Below are 16,401 nucleotides of genomic sequence, written 5' to 3'. Positions count from 1 at the left end.
TCATGGTTCCGGCTACTTCAGCAGGAGCTTGCCCAGGCGGCGGGACGCGACGTACATCCCGAAGGTGCCCATCGCGGCCAGGTACAGCGCGTGGACGAGCAGGAACCAGCCGACGTTGCCGGTGCTGAAGGCGCGCTCGAGGACGACGCCCTGGTAGAGCGGGGTGATCTCGACCAGCTGGCGGATGACCACCGGGTACGTCTCGACCGGGTAGAAGGTGGCCGAGAACAGGAACATCGGCATGATCGCCAGCTGCACGAACTCGAAGTCCTGCCAGCTCCGCATGAACGTCGTCAGCGCCATCCCGGCACCGGCGAACGCGAACCCGATCAGCACCGACGCCGGCAGCGCGAGCAGCGCCCACCACGACGAGATCAGCCCCATGATCAGCATCACCACGACGAACATCGCCGAGTAGATCGCCCCGCGCAGCAGCGCCCAGGTGACCTCGCCGGTCGCCACGTCCCACGGCCGCAGCGGCGTCGCGAGGATCGAGTCGTACAGCTTGGCGTACTTCATCCGGAAGAAGATGTTGTACGTCGAGTCGAAGATCGCGCCGTTCATCGCGGAGCTGGCGAGCATCGCGGGCGCGACGAACGCGGCGTACGCGATCTTGGTGCCGTCGGGCAGCGTGAACGCGCCGACCAGGTGCGCGACGCCGACGCCGATCGAGAGCAGGTAGAACACCGGCTCGAAGAAGCCGGACAGGAACACCACCCACGACCGGCGGTAGAGCATGAAGTTCCGCTCGACCATGTGCCGCCCGCCACCGAGCCGAACCGGGACAGGTACGACCCGCGCTGCGATCGTGGTCATGGGGCCTCCCGGCCTGGACTGAGGAGCGGAGGGAGCGCAGCGACCGGAGCGACGAGGGAAGGCAGGGAGCAACAGCCCCATGACCCGTCGCGACGGAGTCGCGACATGAGTAGAGCCATCAGCCGACCAACTTCCGTGTGAAGCCGCGGACGGCGAGGCGGGTGCCGACGAGGAACCACGCCAGCAGGTAGACGACGTTGACGAGCGCGAGCAACGGGTTCACCGAGCCGAGGCTGAGGTTGCGGGACAGGTCGACCGCGTGCCACAACGGGCTCACGTACGCGAGCCACTCGATCCAGTCCGGCAGCTGCGAGACCGGGAAGAACGCCCCGGAGAACAGGAACGCCGGCACCACCCCGAACCGGAACACGATCGCGAATCCGGAGTCGTTCTCCAGCGTCGTCGCGTACGCCGCGATCGGTGCGGCGACCGCCAGCCCGACCAGCAACGCGACCGGCAGTCCCAGCACGCCGAGCGGCGACCTGAGCCCGCCGAACAGCGCGATGACCACCAGGAACACCGTGCACGAACTCAGCACCCGGAACGCGATGAAGCCGAGCTGCCCGTACACCACGTCCGCCGCCCGCAGCGGCGTCGCGATCATCGAGTGGAAGAACTTCTGCCACTTCAGCCCGGACATCACCGGGTACGTCGCCTCGCCGACCGCGATCTGCAACGCCGTCGAGGCGAGCAGCCCCGGCGCGATGAACTGCAGGTAGCTGACGCCACCGAGCGCACCGGTCCCGTTGCTGTCCACGAACGAGCCGAGCCCGATCCCCATCGCGGCCAGGTAGAGCAACGGCAGCAGGAAGCTGGTGATCAGCGTGCCCTTCCAGGTCCGCTTGTACACGGTCAGCCAGTAGTCGAACATCCGGCGACCGTTCTCCACTGCGACGGCCATCAGTCCACCAAGGTCCGGCCGGTCAGCCGGAGGAACACGTCCTCCAGGGTGGAACGGCGTACCAGAACGGCGGCCGGCTCGAGCCCGCGCTCGTGGACGGCGGCGACCGCGCGCTCGCCGTCGTCGGTGTAGAGCAGCAGGCGGTCCGGCAGCACCTCGATGCGCTGGGCGAGGTCCTCGACCTTGCCGGCCAGCGCGTCGTGGTCCGCGAGCATCACGTCCGGCCCGAACCGCAGCTCGGTCACCTCACGGGTCGAGTAGTCGCGGATCAGCTCGGCCGGGGAACCCTCGGCCGCGATCAGCCCGCCGTCCATCACCACGAGGCGGTCGCACAACTGCTCGGCCTCGTCCATGTAGTGGGTGGTGATGATCAGCGTGACGCCGGCCTGTTTGAGCCGGAACAGCTTGTCCCACAACAGGTGCCGCGCCTGCGGGTCGAGACCCGTCGTCGGCTCGTCGAGCAGCAGCAGGTCCGGCTTGCTGACCAGCGAGCGCGCGATCGTCAGCCGCCGCTTCATCCCGCCGGACAGCTCGTCGACCTTGACCTTCGCCTTCTCGGTGAGCGCGACGAACTCGAGCAACTCGTCCGCGCGGAGCCGGCACTCCGCCCGGCTGAGGCCGAAGTACCGCCCGTAGATCGTCAGGTTCTCCCGGACCGAGAGCTCGGTGTCGAGGGTGTCGTCCTGCGGGCAGACGCCGAGCCGGGCACGGATCGCCGGACCGTCGGTGGCCGGGTCCATGCCGAGGATCCGGAGCGTGCCGCCGCTGGCCGGGGAGACCGCGCCGATCATCCGCATCGTCGACGACTTGCCCGCGCCGTTCGGCCCGAGGAAGCCGAAGGCCTCGCCGGGCCAGACGTCCAGGTCGATCCCGCGGACCGCTTCGAAGTCGCCGTACGACTTCCGCAGGTCGCGGACGTGCACCAGAGAATCGCTCACCTGTCTGACACTAGACGTGCCGTCGGACAGTTTCCTCTGTGTTTCCGCAGTACCCGAGCCGTTGCACCGCATACGCCCGGACGCCGGCCGCCAGCCACTCCGGCAGGTCGGCGTCCACCAGCTCGATGATCGCCCGCTGATCCGCGTTCTCCACGAGCAGATCCCCGAGCCCGTGGTACGTCCCGGGCGTAGCCGGCCAAACCTCCAGCACCCCCAGATAATGCTGCTCGATCAGCTCCAGCCCCGCTGCCGAGTCGGGGCGAACACCGCGGTCCCGTGCGGAGGCCATTCGCAACAACAACCGCCGCCCCTCGTCCCCCAGCCGTTCGTAGTCCTCCCGCGTCCACCCGTCGGTCTCCCGCACCGCCTTCTCGAAGCCCTCCGCGGCGGCGTCGCCGTACCGCTCGGCAAGCTCGCCCCCGAGCCGAGCCCGCGCGTCGTTCAGCCCGGTGAAGAACTCCTCGTCGGTCACCGTCTCGTCCCCGGACAGCCCCGCGATCGTCCGCTCGACCGCCCCGAGCATGTCGTCCAGCCGCCTCCGCTCCTGCAGCAGCTGCTCCCGATGCCCTTCCAGCGCGGTCACCTCGTCGTCCTGCTCGTCCAGGATCCGCGCGATCGACGGCAGCGGTACGCCGAGCTCGCGGAGCAGCAGGATCCGTTGCAGCCGGAGCAGCTCGGGCCGGCCGTAGTACCGGTAGCCGTTGGCGGCGACGCGGCCGGGTGGGAGCAGGCCGATCGCGTCGTAGTGCCGCAGCGTGCGCACCGAGACGCCGGCGAGCCGCGCCACCTCACTGACCGTTCGCTCCACGACACCTCCGGAAAATCGGGCTGGAGTCTGACGTTACGTCACCCCTTAGCGTCCCCGACATGGCATTCACGATCCTGCACACCCGACTCGTCGACCGCGGTACGGCGTTGCCCGCGGACTCTCTGCGGGTCACGGACGGTCGCATCGCGGCGATCGGCGGCCCGGACATCGCGCAGCCGGACGACATCCTCGTCGACGGCTCCGGTACGACGCTGCTCCCCGGGCTGATCGACGCGCACATCCACCTCGCGCCCGGATGTACGCAGCTGGCGGCGACGTACGGCGTGACCACGCAGCTCGACATGTTCAGCATGCCGGAGGTGATCGCCGGGGAGACAGCGCGGACCGGGTTGTTCACGTCGAGCATCGGGGCGACCGCACCGGGCGGGCATCCGACGATCGCGTTCCCGCCGTTCCCGTACGTCACCGGGCCGGAGGACGCGAAGCAGTTCGTCGCGGACCGGATCGCCGAGGGCGCCGACCACCTCAAGCTGATCTACGACGACGGCTCGGGCGCGATGATGAACATCCCGACGCTCACTCGGGACACGATCCGCGCGCTGGCCGACGAGGCGCACGCGCACGGGCTCACGGTCGTGGCGCACGTCTCCACGGCGGCGGGTGCGGTGACCGTGGCCGAGTGCGGCGTCGACGTACTGGCGCATGCGCCGTCCGACCTGATGACCCCGCAGGACGTCGACGCGGTCAAGGGGATGGCGGTGATCGCGACGCTGGACGTCGTCGACATGTTCAACGGGCCTTCCGGTCACCTGCCGTTGCAGGACGAGCCGGAGCTGATGGCCAGGATGCCTGCCCGCTGGCGGCGCGTGCTGGACCACCAGTCGCGGCGCTGGATGCCGCCGCAGCCACCGGACGGCGCAGCAGCTCGGGCGAACATCCTGGCGTTGCTGCGGGCCGGCGTACGCGTGCTGGCTGGTACTGACGCGCCCAACCCTGGGCTGGTGTTCGGAGCGTCGCTGCACCGGGAGCTGGTGCACCTGGTGAGTGCTGGACTCACACCGGCCGAGGCGCTCGTTGCTGCGACCAGTGCGCCGGCCGAGGTGTTCAAACTGACCGGCCGCGGGCGCCTGGTGGTAGGGGCGCGTGCTGACCTGCTCTTGGTCGACGGGGATCCACTGGCCGACATCACCGCTACACAACGGATCCGGCAGACCTGGGTCGGCGGAGAGGTACCAGCTGACTACGCGGACAGTACGGCGGAGCTCGCAAGCATCCGGTTCCTCGGTGAGACCACGGCGCGGATCATCAAGGCGTTGAAGGAGCAGTGGCTCGGGTTCCCGTCGCCGGAGGACGTGGTGCGGGAGGACGGCGAGGTGCTCGGCCGGGTGGTGCCCGTGACCGGTGGCTGGTTGCCGACGACCGTCTTCGGTGCTGCGCTGGGTCCGGCGAATGATCGCGACGCTGCGGTCGCCGTGGTTCAGCAGGAAGGGCTGGAGAGCCTGACCGAGACTTGGTGGGCGCGGACCGACGGGCCGTGGCAGGAGGCCGTACTGATGGAGGCGCAGCCGGAGCGGGTCCGGCTGCGCTGGAAGGACCCGCTGCTCGAGCAGCCTCCGTCAGGCCGGTGGTACGACCTCATCGACATCGACCTGTCCCGTACACAACCCAGCTGACCCCTGTCTCCCGCCGCCCTGCCCCGACCGCCCTCCCCGAGGATCGTTTCACCGGTGCACTACCTGTCGCGCTGCGGTGGCGTGTACGGGACGGCGGGGAAACAATTTTGCACATAGCAACAGATTGTTTCCCCGCTGCCGGCAACTAGCCCCCGCCACCTGTCATCCCCTTCCGACGTAGGGCATTCCCGCCGCCATCACGGTCATCGTCGGTACGGCGACCGACGTCGGCAGCTCGGCGATCCGGACCACGAAGTCCGCGACGATCTTCGGGTCGAACGTCGGCTCGACCGCGATCGATCCGTCCGGCTGCAGCACGCCCTGCTGCATCCGCGCGGTCATCGCGGTGGCGGCGTTCCCGATGTCGATCTGGCAGGCGGTGATCCCGTGCGCCCGGCCCTCCAGCTCGAGCCCCTTGGTCAGCCCGCTGATCGCGTGCTTGCTCGCGGTGTACGCGATCCCCTGCGGCCGCGGTACGTGCGCCGAGATCGACCCGTTGTTGATGATCCGCCCGCCCTTCGGGTCCTGCCGCAACATCACGTCGTACGCCGCCTGCGCACAAAGGAACGAGCCGGTCAGGTTGGTGTCCACCACCCGCCGCCAGTCCTCCTCCTGCACGTCCTGCACCGCAGCAGCGGGCGACCCGGTCCCCGCGTTGTTCACCAGTACGTCGACCCGCTCGAGCCCCCCGAAGAACTCCCGCACCGCAGCCCCGTCAGCCACGTCCAGGACGGCGTACCGCACCTGCTCCCCACCAAGAGCAACGGTTTCCTTCAGCTTGTCCTCGGTCCGTCCGGTCACCCACACCTGGAAGCCTGCTCGTGAGAGTGCGAGCGCCATCTCCCGCCCGAGCCCGGACCCACCACCGGTCACCACCGCTACCTGTGCCATCCCGGCACCTTCCTGTCGTCATCGAACCGTTGCGGGCAACGTACGCCGCCAGTAGGAGCCGACGGCGACCGCGGTAGCCGTCACGACCAGCAGCTCCAGCCAGACAGCATGCCCGAGCGGTGGAACCAGCTGCTCGGTCAGATTCCACGCCGCGTGCACGAGGATGGCCGCCGGCACACCGCCCCGGAGGCGTTCGGTGACGAACAGCATCAGGTAGGTGAGTGGGAACAACGCCAGGAAGAACGTCAAGCCCTGCTCGGTGAACAGCCCGTCGTCGTGCTGTCCGGTGCCCGGCAGGAAGTACAGCGGCACATGCCACAGCCCCCACGCCGCTCCGAGGATCAGGCTGGTCCCCAGCGGCCCGTAGTACTGCCGTAGCCGCGGCTGCACGTATCCGCGCCAGCCGAACTCCTCCGAGACCGGCCCGGCCAGGAACGTGTACGCCGCCGCGCCGAGCACCCCACCCGCTCCCGCGACGACGGACGACGCGTGACCCGGGAGGTCGGGCAACCGGCCGGACAGGACACAGGCAGCGAACGGAGCAAGGGCGCCGAGCCCGACTGCAGCGACGGGCCACCGCCAGGACCAGTGGCCCCTCCTCCGGCGCTCCCGATGCCGGAGCCACATCACCAGTGCGGCCAACGACGGACCGGACGCGGCAAGGGAGAACACGAGCGACCCTGCGCCCTCGTCCACATTCGCGCCGCTCAGTCCGAGGACCGCCCACGGCACCCAGGTCAGGACAAGGCAGACAACCGCGAACTCCACCAGCCGGCGCTTGATCACCGTCCAAGCCTCGGCGGCGCGTGCCATCGCCGACAGGGTGCTGGACCGACCATGACCGGTGAGGCAAGCACCACTTCTTCCCGGATCGGCGTCACAAAACGCCACCCTCCGGCGTCGAATTACTGTCCGCGACGGCGTCCCACTGCAGAGCGTGACGATCCGGCGACCGAGAGCAAATGAGTGGCGGCTCAGTTGAAGATCTTGGAAACTCATTTGCGTGTATCACGCAAGCATGTATATGCTTGCAGCATGCATGTAAACGACGCGTATGCTCCACAGACCCCGATCGAGGGTGTGATGCACGCGTTCACCCGGATCGGGCGGCGGCTGAAGGCCAAGCAGCCCGGCGACACGATCGACCACAGCGCGCACGTCGTGCTGTTCGCCCTGCGGTGCAACGGCGCACTGCGGCTGTCCGACCTGGCCGGCCGGCTGGAGCTGGACGCCTCGACCGCGAGCCGGCACGTCCGGTCCCTGGAGCAGCTCGGCCTGGTCCGGCGCTCCCCCGACCCCGACGACGGCCGGGCCTTCCGGGTCGAGCTCACCGAGCAGGGCGTCGAGGAGTGGGAGACCAGTGCCCGGCACCGGATGGAACTGCTGAGCGCCGCCATGGAGGGCTGGTCCGAGCAGGACGTGCAGACCTTCGAGCGGCTGATGACCCGCTTCGCGGACGGTGTCGCCGCCCTCACCGAAGCCCCTTCCAGCGCCGCCTGGGCCGACAAGGGCTGGGCCGCGGTCGCACCGCGGCTGCGCCCGTCCGGCCCGGCAGAGCGCAGTACCGACCAAGACTCCACCGCCGGCGGCGACCCTGCCGGCAGTGAGAACAACGACAAGAACCTGGAGAGCACCAGATGAGCACCACAGAGCCCGCCACCGCCGGCGGCGCTGCGCCTGACAGCGGTCCCGGCTACCTGTCCCACAAGCAGATCCTGGTGATCCTCGGCGGCCTGATGGCCGGGATGTTCCTGGCCGCACTCGACCAGAGCATCGTCGGTACGGCGCTGCCGCGGATCGTCAGCGAGTTCAACAGCCTGGACAAGCTGTCCTGGGTGGTCACGGCGTACCTGCTGACCTCGACCGCCTCGACCCCGTTGTGGGGCAAGATCTCCGACCTGTACGGCCGTCGCCCGCTGTTCATCGCGGCGATCGTCACCTTCCTCGGCGGCTCGGTGCTGTCCGCGCTGTCGCAGAACATCGAGCAGCTGATCGGCTTCCGCGCCGTCCAGGGTCTGGGCGCCGGCGGTCTGATGTCGCTGGCGTTCGCCACCATCGGCGACGTGATCCCGCCGCGCGAGCGCGGCAAGTACATGGGGTACTTCGGTGCCGTCTTCGGCCTGTCCTCGGTGGCCGGCCCGCTGCTCGGCGGTCTGCTCACCGACGGTCCCGGCTGGCGCTGGATCTTCTGGATCAACCTGCCGATCGGCCTCGTTGCCCTGGGAATCGTTGCCGCCGTACTGAAGCTGCCGCACGTGAAGCGTTCGCACAAGATCGACTACCTCGGCGCCTCCACGGTCGCCGCGGCCGTCACCTCGCTGCTGCTGGCCGTCTCCTGGAGCGGCCCGTCCAACGGCTGGGGCAACGGGACCACGCTGGCGCTGCTGATCGGCGCCGTCGTACTCGCCGTCGCCTTCGTCCTGATCGAGCTGCGGGTGGCCGAGCCGATCATCCCGATGGACCTGTTCAAGGGCCGGATCTTCTCCGGGTACGCCGGGTACGCGTTCCTGCTCGGGTTCGCGATGTTCGGTGCGCTGATCTTCCTGCCGCTGTACCTGCAGGCCGTCAAGGACCTGTCGCCGACCCGCTCCGGCCTGGCGTTGCTGCCGATGATCGTCGGTATCTTCTCCGCGTCGATCCCGAGCGGCCAGATGATGAGCAAGAGCGGCCGGTACAAGCACTTCCCGATCATCTCCGCGGTCCTGGTCGGCGGCGCCATGGTGCTGCTGTCCACGCTGAGCCTGACCACGCCGTACTGGCAGCTGGCGATCTACATGTTCGTGATGGGCGCCGGTCTGGGTCTGTCGATGCAGATCACCGTCACCGCCGCGCAGAACAGCGTTCCCCGGCAGCACATGGGCACCGCCACTTCGACGATGACGTTCTTCCGCTCGATGGGTGGCGCGATCGGTACGGCGGTTTACGGCGCCGTACTGACCACCCGGCTGAAGACGCACCTGTCCGACATCATTCCGAACGCCACGCAGTCGATGGTCGACGGACTGGCGAAGGCGGCCAACAGCGTCCAGGCACTGCACACGCTGAAGGAGCCGCTGAAGGGCTTCGCCCTGCACGGGCTGGTCGACGCAATGGACGACGTGTTCCTGGTCTCGCTGCCGTTCCTGGCGATCGCGCTGATCCTGGCGATCATCACCCCGGAGCAGCGGCTGGCCGGCCGCCACGACGGCCCGAAGGCCGACGGTGACGAGTCGGTGGAGGCCTCCGCGGCCGCCGCGATGCACTGAAGCTGAGCCGGTCCTTCACCGAACCGATACCAAACGACGGTTGACCTACCCGACAGCCGCCCTGGAAAGCTTTCCAGGGCGGCTGTTCCGTTGTCGTAGCGGCCGCCTGACCCTCCCCGGGTCGTAGTTTCGACACGTACCGCGACGACAGGACAGCCGCACGGATGAAGACACTTGACCGGCCGCTTGACGACGACGACCGCGCGATGGCCGATTTCGCGGACGTCCGCGACTGGCGACGCCTGGGCGGCCCGCAGGCGGGCCAGACCGGACCCGTCCCGGTCCGGCGACTGATCCGCAGGGTGAAGTCGGGGACCAGTTGGAAGCCGTGGCCGATCAACCGCCGTACGGTGATCGACGAGCAGCTCGACGGCTGGGGCTTCCTGACCAAGCGGAACACCGAGCTCGCCGTGTACGACGACCAGGTGCTGCCGCACAGCCCGTTCAGCGGCTGGGTGGCGTTCGCGATCGAGCCCTGGGACCTCGAGGAGGTCGCCGCCGGCCTCGACGACCACTGGCCGGCGAAATTCGAGCTCGCCTGCCGGCACTGGGGACAGCCGGCGTACGTCGGACTACAGACGAAGACGGGTTTCGACGACGACTGGGCCCCAGGAGCCGGCCGCGACCGCCGGCACCTGGCGGTCTGGACGCCACCCGGCGCCGAGATCCACCTGTACAGCAACCGCCCACGGCGCAAGCCGTTGTCGACCTCGGTCGGCATCAACTACGTGGTGTACCTCAACGAGGAGGGGTCATGACGACAGCCAGGCAGGACTACCGGACGAACATGCGCGACGCCGCTGCCAACAGCGAGGTCCGCACCGGGACCGGAACCGACAGTGCCGTCTCCCCCGCCAAGCTCACCCAGGTCGCGCAGGGCGCCGCCGCAGCCGCCCAGGCCGCCGGCGAGTCCTCCGGTCTGTCCTCCGACCTGGGCGCCACCCTGCGCGCCGCGATCCCGCCGAAGGGCGCCACCCGCACCGTCGACAACACCGGCGCCCGCCCGGAGACCGGCGGCCGGCCCGGCCCGGACCGCGGTACCGACCGAGGTCCCAGCAACCGCTAGACAGGTCCAACCCGTCCATCGCATCCCGGCGGGATGCGATGTCCAGAGCAGACCAATTCACCCTTCAGAACAGTTATCCACAGGCAGCCGATCACCCGTTGTTGTTGACCCTGACCCCGCCGTACGGTTGCCGACGACGGCTTGAGCACCCACGGAAGGAACAAGCCCGGAAATGAAAACCATGGACCGGCCGCTCGATCAGGACGAGGCGGCGTTCGCCGACTTCGCCGAGATCGCCGACTGGCGTGCCATCGCAGGGCCCAACAACGACGACAGCGGGCCCGAGGTCGTCCGGGCGATCGTCCAGCGGGTCACCGCTGTCACCAACTGGGAGCCCTGGCCGCTGCAGCCGGGCGAGCAGATCGACCCCGTCCTGGCGTCCTGGGGCTTCACCACCAAGCGCGGCACGACGATCGTCGTCTTCCCGGGCCTGGCGTACGCCGACGTACTGAACGCCGGCTGGTGCGCGTACGAGCTCGGTCCCGACGACACGCAAGCGGCCGCGGCCGGGCTGGACGAACACTGGCCGGACCACGTGGCGCTGGCCCGCAAGTACTTCGGTGAGCCCGCGTACGTCAGCGACGACAGCAACCCGAACTTCCTCGACGAATGGGGACCCGGAGCGGGCGCCGACAAGCGGCACCTGGCGACCTGGGCCCTCAACGGCGCGCACCTGCGTCTGTTCAGCACCAAGCCGAGCGGCGACCCACTGACCCCTGCGGTCGGTGTCAGCTACGCGATCTACATCGACTAGGAGAGGCAATGACGACCCCATCTGAGGGCCCCGCCGGCTGGGAGCAGGGCAACTGGGTCCAGGCCACCGACTGGCTGACCAACCTGTCCGCCGACGAGCAGCGCAACCTGCAAGCCGTCGTCGGAATGTCGCCGGAGCAGCGTCAGTCCGCCGTGGCCTTCGCGAGCCTCGACGACCGCCAGCAGGGCAACCTGATGCGCGCCGCGAACCGGGACCCGCTGCGGACCCGGATCGAGAACGCGACCCGCGCCGCCGTCGCCCGGGTGCACCTGACCTACGACAACACCCGCGGCCGGATCAGCGAGATGGCCACCTCGCTCGCCTCCCAGGCGCGCGACTACCGCGACGTCGCGGTGCAGGGCGTTCGCGACGCTCGCGACACCGTCGTCCAGGGTGCCCGGGACGTACGGGACGGCGCGGTTCAGACTGTCCGCGACGCTCGGGACACCGCGGTGGACACTGCGCGCGGCGCTCGCGACACCGTCGTACAAGGTGCGCGCAACACCCTGGACCGGGCCGAGGAGCTCGGCCAGCAGGCCCTCGGAACGTACGAGGCCGGCCGGGATCGCGTCGTGGACATGGCGCAGCGCGGCCAGGTCCGGCTCGACCAGGCCTGGCAGAGCGGCACCGAGCGCGTCGGCGAGATGCGGGACTCGGTCGTCGGTGGTGCCCGGAACGCCCGCGACACCGCAGTACAGGGTGTTCGTAACGCCCGCGACACCGCGGTCGACACCGGGCGGAACGCCGTCGCGGCCGGCCGGGAAGCTGCCGGCCGTGCGGGCCGCTGGTTCGAGGGCAAGTTCAACAACGCGATGATCAAGGCCGAGGGCGCGGTGGCGAGCTACAACGCTGGCCGCCACAACCCGGACCTCGGCGCGAGCGGTCTGAGCGCGAAGGACCGGGTCGAGATGGCACAGCGGTTCAGCGCTGCGCTGAACGCGCCGAGCATGGAAGCGCGGAACGAAATCCTCCAGGGCCTCGCGCAGTCGTCCCAGGTTCAGGTCGACACGCAGCGGAGCGCGATGGCCGCCCTCAGCGGCGTCGCGTCTCCGGGCGCCCAGTCTCCGCAGACCCCGGCCGCGACCGGCCAGCAAACCGGCGACCAAGGCACCCAGCAACAAACCGGCGCCAACGCCAAACCCAAGGAAACCAAGATCGAACGCTGACCCACAACACCCCCGGCCGTCCCCGCCCCGCGAGGACGGCCGGTGGCGTTATGGTCCCTTTCCCTGACTCCGCTACAGACCAGGCTGGCGACCCTCGGTCTACAGGCTCTCGCCAACCACCAGTTCGTACTCGCGGGCGGCTACGCACTCCGGGCGCACGGTTTCGGAAATCGCGAATCCGACGACATCGACCGCTTCACCAACGATCTCGACCTCACCCACTTCACCGAGGCCGTCGACCAACTGCGACAACATCCTCCGGTCCTCATGGACCTCGGCGCCGTGTTGTCGGAGGCCGACGCGGTCGGCAGCAAGGTCGGTGCGATCTACTCCCGGTTGGAGGCGCGGGACTTCATCGACGTACAGGCCGATGTCACCGAGTACCTGAACCGCGATGTCCTGGTCGCCCTCTGGCCCCGACTCCGGCTCCCCCGCCGATGTGCGGCACTTTGGCTCCAGGCCTTCCCACAACTCGCCGCGGGTGACAGCTGAAGCCTCAGCACGAACGCGCCACTAGAACGCGCTCGACACCCTTCGCGACAGCGACTTCGCGATGGCCGGCGGTAACGCACTCGAGCATCAGGGTGTGGGCGGGAGCTGATCAGTCCTCGGCGGGTGCTGGTTGGGGGCGGCGTCTTCTTGGGGGTTCGGGGTCTGGGTCGTTGCCGGCCAGGTGGTTGACGATGGCGTTCAGGACGGCGGCGGTGGGGACGGCTACCAGGGCGCCGACGATGCCGGCGATGACCACACCGGTGGCGATGGCGAGGATGACGGCCAGGGGGTGGACGCTGACGGCGCGGCCCATCAGGAAGGGCTGGAGGACGTGGGCTTCCAGTTGCTGTACGCCGATCACGACCGCGAGCATCACGATCGCGATAATGGGGCCTTTGGCAACCAGTGCGACGAGGACCGCGACGATGCCGCTGACCAGCGCGCCGACCACCGGGATGAACGCGCCGACGAACACCAGGATGCCGATCGCGCTGACCAGCGGCAGCCCGAGGATCGCGGCACCCAGCGAGATACCGATCGCGTCCACCGCGGCGACGATCACGGTCGCGCGGACGAACGCGGTCAGCGACACCCACGCCCGGCGGCCGGACGAGTCCGCGCGGTCGCGGGCGCGGCGCGGGAACAGCCGGACCAGCCATGACCAGATCTGCTCGCCCTGGTACAGGAAGAAGAACAGGCAGAACAGCGAGATGAACAGGCCGGCCACCACGTGCGTCGCCGTCGTACCGACCGCGGCCGCCTGCTGACCGAGCGCGCCGCCGGAGGTGATCTGCTTCTGGATCTGCTTGAACAGGTTGGTGATGTCGCTGTCGGTCAGGCCGAAGTTGATCCGGGCCAGGTCGCGCAGCTTCTGGACGCCTTCGCCGACCTGGCTGGACAAGGCCTCGAACTGTCCGGCGATCTGCGTCCCGACCAGCGTCAGCAGGCCGGCGACCACGATCATCGTCGCGATGACGGTGGTGCCGGCGGCGAGGCCGCGCGGGACCCGGAGCTTCTGCAGGCCGTTCGTCACCGGAACGAGCAGGGCGGTGAGGAGGACGCCGACGGTCACCGGTACGACGACCTCGGACAGGTACCGCACCGCGTAGCCGATCACACCGACGGCTGCCACGATCACGAGGAACCGCCACGCCCACGCACTGGCGATCTGCATCGCCGGCGTCACCCCGTGGTCCACCTTCCCGTGGTCCACCTTCCCGTGGTCCACCTTCCCGTGGTCCACCTTCCCGTGGTCCACCTTCCCGTGGTCCACCTTCCCGTGGTCCACCTTCGCAGGTGGCTGCTCGGCCGCCGGCTCGCTGGAGCTCTCCAGCGCCTCGTTGTCCGCGACCGGACTTCCCTCGGTCTCGTCGCGCCCCACGTCACTCATCTGACCTCCCTGGTCAGTGAGCCTAGTGCCCGAGGAGGCCTGTTCCATGAATGTGGGTGGCGAGGCCTTCTGCGGCCTTCGGCGAGTCATCGGCGAGCAGGCCGACGGCCGCCAGCACGTAGTCCGCGTCGACGCACACCTCCGCGCGTTGCGGCACCAGCCAACCCTCCTCCTGCGCGTTCGTCCCGATCGCGCCGAGGATCCGCGCCGCCACCTCCGGCCGGTTGTGCCGCAGCACTCCCCCGGATCCGACCAGCAGGTCGACCTCGCGCAGGTCCTTGCCGGAGCGCTCGATCACCCGCCCGCCGGGCCCGAACACGATCCGCTGCCGTCCCGCGTGCCGCCGGAGCGCGACCGTCGCGGCAACACTCGCCAGCGTCTCGTCGTACGCCGCCTCGCGCCGATCGTCCGGCAGGTACGCCGGATCCGCGCGTCGCCGCTCCGCCGCCGCCCGGGTACCGTCGACGTCGCCGATCAGCCCGGCCTCGGCGCCCGCCTCCACCACCGGTACGGCGCTCCAGCGCATCCCGAGATCGCCCTCGACGGTACGGGTGACGGGATGCGTGGCGACCACCTCGCGGCCTAGGTTCGCGTCCTCGGGGTCGAGCTCGATCACCGAGTGCACGTCGGTGGTGGCGCCGCCGATGTCCACGACCGCGACGTCACCGTGCAGGCCGGCCAGTACCTCGACGCCACGCAGTACGACGTCCGGCGTCGCGGCCCGGACCATCCGCGCGAACGCCGGGTCCCAGGACAGGTTCTTCCCGCCGATCACGTGCGCGAGGAACATCTCCCGGATCGCGGCCCGCGCACTGTCCGGCGCGAACACCCCGATCTCCGGTACGACGTTGCCCGCCAGTACATGCGGTACGCCGGCCGCGGTCAGCGTGCCGGCGATCTCGTCCCGCACGTCGACGTTGCCCGCGACAACGATCGGTTTCCGCCACTTGTACTTCGCGAGCGTCTCGGCGGCGTTGAGCAGTACGGCCGAGTTGCCGCCGTCGGTCCCGCCGAGCAGCAGCACGACGTCCGGCCGGTCCTTGCGCAGTTCCTTCTGAGTGGTCGCGGTGAGCCCGCCGCTGACAACCGCCACGACGCGTCCACCGCTGGACAGTGCGACCCGCTTCCCCGCTTCCGCGGTGACCAGCTCTTCGTTGCCCACGACACCGATCCGCAGCCCACCACCCGCACTGGAACAGGCAAGCACCTCGGCGTTCCGCACACCACGGTCGGCTTCCTCGAGTACGGCGCGACACGCGTGCCACCCGTCCATGACGTCGGTGTCGATCGTCGTACGGTGCTCGGCCCGGCCAACCAACCCACCCGAGGCGACATCCACCGCCACCGCCTTCGTGAACGTCGACCCAAAGTCAACCGCAACAACCAGGCCCACCACACTCTCCCCTCATCCGCATCTCCCAACCCCGCCCCACCCTCCCAGACGCGCCACACCCACCCACCCCACCCCGGCCACACACCCGCCCCCGCCTCGCACACCGCACCCTCTCCCACCACACCCACTCACCCCGCCCGCCGCCGTACTCCGCTCAACCTGCCGGCCGCACCCGACCAACTTGCCCGCCGACCCCGCTCCCGGCCAGCCTCGCGCACCCGCTCACCCCAGCCCCGCTCAACCCGCCCGCCCCGTACTCGCGCACCCTGCGCACCGGCCTTGCCGTCGTGCCCGCTCACCCCGCCCGCCGTACCCGCACACCCGTCCCGCCATACCCCATCACGTGGCTGCGCCGCCGTACCCGCTCGAGCCGCCCACCGTACCCGCCATACCCCATCACGTGGCTGCGCCGCAGTAACCGCTCACCCTGCTCCGCCACACCCGTCCCCCGGCCCCGCCACACCCGCGCACGCGCCACGCGCCACGCGCCCGCGGCCAGCCTCGCCGGACCCCCGCGCTGCCGTACCCGCCGCCCGGCATCGCCTCGCCGCGCCGCTCCAGCGGCAACTCGGGGGATAACCCCTCGGCTTGTCCCTTCGCCCCCTTCACACGACCAGTGAACGGTCAACGCGAGGGGTTATCCCCTCGCGTTGACGTGGTGCGGAGGTGTGGAGGGTGCGGGTTGCCAGGTCCAGGGCGCGGTTGCCGGGTGCGCGTCCGGGGCTCAGGTCCGGGGGTGCGGACCGGGGCGCGGTTGCCGTGCGGGTGCGGGAATGCGGTCCCGGACGCGGGTCCGAGGCGCGGTTGCCGGGCGCGGGTCCCGAGGCCCGGGTGCGGATCCGGGGCGCGCGTCCGCGGCGCGGTCCCCCCGGGCGCGGGTCCGAGGCGCGGGTCCCGCGGCCCGGGC

At 69.8% G+C, this 16,401-nt stretch carries 17 protein-coding genes; 8 read left to right on the top strand and 9 right to left on the bottom strand.

Translation table 11 applies throughout. From position 1 onward, the window contains the following. Positions 1 to 12 precede the first annotated feature (12 nt). The 4 genes from JOF29_RS06370 to JOF29_RS45185 form a co-directional block, all read right to left on the bottom strand. Complete coding sequence (locus tag JOF29_RS06370; protein WP_209693298.1) at positions 13 to 816, bottom strand: ABC transporter permease; 804 nt, start codon at positions 814 to 816, stop codon at positions 13 to 15. Positions 817 to 934: 118 nt separating this feature from the next. After that, a complete protein-coding gene (locus tag JOF29_RS06365; protein WP_209693297.1) occupies positions 935 to 1,717 on the bottom strand; it encodes an ABC transporter permease in 783 nt (260 codons plus the stop codon). Further along, complete coding sequence (locus tag JOF29_RS06360) at positions 1,717 to 2,655, bottom strand: ABC transporter ATP-binding protein (RefSeq protein WP_209693296.1); 939 nt, start codon at positions 2,653 to 2,655, stop codon at positions 1,717 to 1,719. Before JOF29_RS06360 ends, JOF29_RS06365 begins: the two co-directional genes overlap by 1 nt. A 10-nt stretch (positions 2,656 to 2,665) precedes the next feature. Beyond that, positions 2,666 to 3,463 (bottom strand): MerR family transcriptional regulator, encoded by a 798-nt coding sequence (locus JOF29_RS45185; RefSeq protein WP_209693295.1) that lies wholly within the window; start codon positions 3,461 to 3,463, stop codon positions 2,666 to 2,668. A 59-nt stretch (positions 3,464 to 3,522) separates the two neighbouring features. Between JOF29_RS45185 and JOF29_RS06350 the strand changes: the two genes are divergently transcribed. After that, entirely contained in the window at positions 3,523 to 5,097 is a 1,575-nt protein-coding gene (locus tag JOF29_RS06350) for an amidohydrolase family protein (RefSeq protein ID WP_209693294.1), read from the top strand. Positions 5,098 to 5,259: 162 nt separating this feature from the next. On the opposite strand, the gene JOF29_RS06345 is transcribed toward JOF29_RS06350, so the two are convergent. Next, positions 5,260 to 5,988, bottom strand: coding sequence for an SDR family oxidoreductase (locus JOF29_RS06345; RefSeq protein ID WP_209693293.1), 729 nt, complete (start codon positions 5,986 to 5,988; stop codon positions 5,260 to 5,262). An 18-nt stretch (positions 5,989 to 6,006) separates the two neighbouring features. After that, on the bottom strand, positions 6,007 to 6,801 hold the full coding sequence (locus JOF29_RS06340; RefSeq protein ID WP_209693292.1) for a CPBP family intramembrane glutamic endopeptidase: 795 nt from the start codon (positions 6,799 to 6,801) through the stop codon (positions 6,007 to 6,009). 222 nt (positions 6,802 to 7,023) lie between these two features. Here JOF29_RS06340 and JOF29_RS06335 point away from each other — a divergent pair, with 222 nt between their 5' ends. From JOF29_RS06335 to JOF29_RS06305, 7 genes are all read left to right on the top strand, one after another. Further along, positions 7,024 to 7,629: a MarR family winged helix-turn-helix transcriptional regulator gene (locus tag JOF29_RS06335; protein WP_209693291.1), complete on the top strand. Its 606-nt coding sequence runs from the start codon at positions 7,024 to 7,026 to the stop codon at positions 7,627 to 7,629. Continuing rightward, positions 7,626 to 9,233, top strand: a complete 1,608-nt coding sequence (locus JOF29_RS06330) for an MDR family MFS transporter (protein WP_209693290.1) — start codon at positions 7,626 to 7,628, stop codon at positions 9,231 to 9,233. Before JOF29_RS06335 ends, JOF29_RS06330 begins: the two co-directional genes overlap by 4 nt. A 164-nt stretch (positions 9,234 to 9,397) precedes the next feature. Continuing rightward, on the top strand, positions 9,398 to 9,991 hold the full coding sequence (locus tag JOF29_RS06325) for a hypothetical protein (protein WP_209693289.1): 594 nt from the start codon (positions 9,398 to 9,400) through the stop codon (positions 9,989 to 9,991). Further along, positions 9,988 to 10,299 (top strand): hypothetical protein, encoded by a 312-nt coding sequence (locus JOF29_RS06320; protein ID WP_209693288.1) that lies wholly within the window; start codon positions 9,988 to 9,990, stop codon positions 10,297 to 10,299. Before JOF29_RS06325 ends, JOF29_RS06320 begins: the two co-directional genes overlap by 4 nt. 172 nt (positions 10,300 to 10,471) lie before the next feature. Then, complete coding sequence (locus tag JOF29_RS06315; protein ID WP_209693287.1) at positions 10,472 to 11,053, top strand: hypothetical protein; 582 nt, start codon at positions 10,472 to 10,474, stop codon at positions 11,051 to 11,053. An 8-nt stretch (positions 11,054 to 11,061) separates the two neighbouring features. After that, positions 11,062 to 12,219: a hypothetical protein gene (locus JOF29_RS06310; protein WP_209693286.1), complete on the top strand. Its 1,158-nt coding sequence runs from the start codon at positions 11,062 to 11,064 to the stop codon at positions 12,217 to 12,219. 42 nt (positions 12,220 to 12,261) lie between these two features. After that, positions 12,262 to 12,711, top strand: a complete 450-nt coding sequence (locus JOF29_RS06305) for a hypothetical protein (protein ID WP_209693285.1) — start codon at positions 12,262 to 12,264, stop codon at positions 12,709 to 12,711. Between the two features lie 109 nt (positions 12,712 to 12,820). Here JOF29_RS06305 and JOF29_RS06300 read toward each other — a convergent pair whose 3' ends face one another. The 3 genes from JOF29_RS06300 to JOF29_RS06290 form a co-directional block, all read right to left on the bottom strand. Then, a complete protein-coding gene (locus tag JOF29_RS06300; protein WP_245357466.1) occupies positions 12,821 to 14,101 on the bottom strand; it encodes an AI-2E family transporter in 1,281 nt (426 codons plus the stop codon). 22 nt (positions 14,102 to 14,123) lie between these two features. Then, complete coding sequence (locus JOF29_RS06295; protein WP_209693283.1) at positions 14,124 to 15,494, bottom strand: glutamate mutase L; 1,371 nt, start codon at positions 15,492 to 15,494, stop codon at positions 14,124 to 14,126. Positions 15,495 to 15,789: 295 nt separating this feature from the next. Next, positions 15,790 to 15,933 (bottom strand): hypothetical protein, encoded by a 144-nt coding sequence (locus JOF29_RS06290; RefSeq protein ID WP_209693282.1) that lies wholly within the window; start codon positions 15,931 to 15,933, stop codon positions 15,790 to 15,792. Positions 15,934 to 16,401 lie beyond the last annotated feature (468 nt).

Origin of the sequence: Kribbella aluminosa, assembly GCF_017876295.1 — a bacterium.
GTDB lineage: Bacteria > Actinomycetota > Actinomycetes > Propionibacteriales > Kribbellaceae > Kribbella > Kribbella aluminosa.
This window is presented reverse-complemented; position numbering and strand designations above follow the sequence as displayed.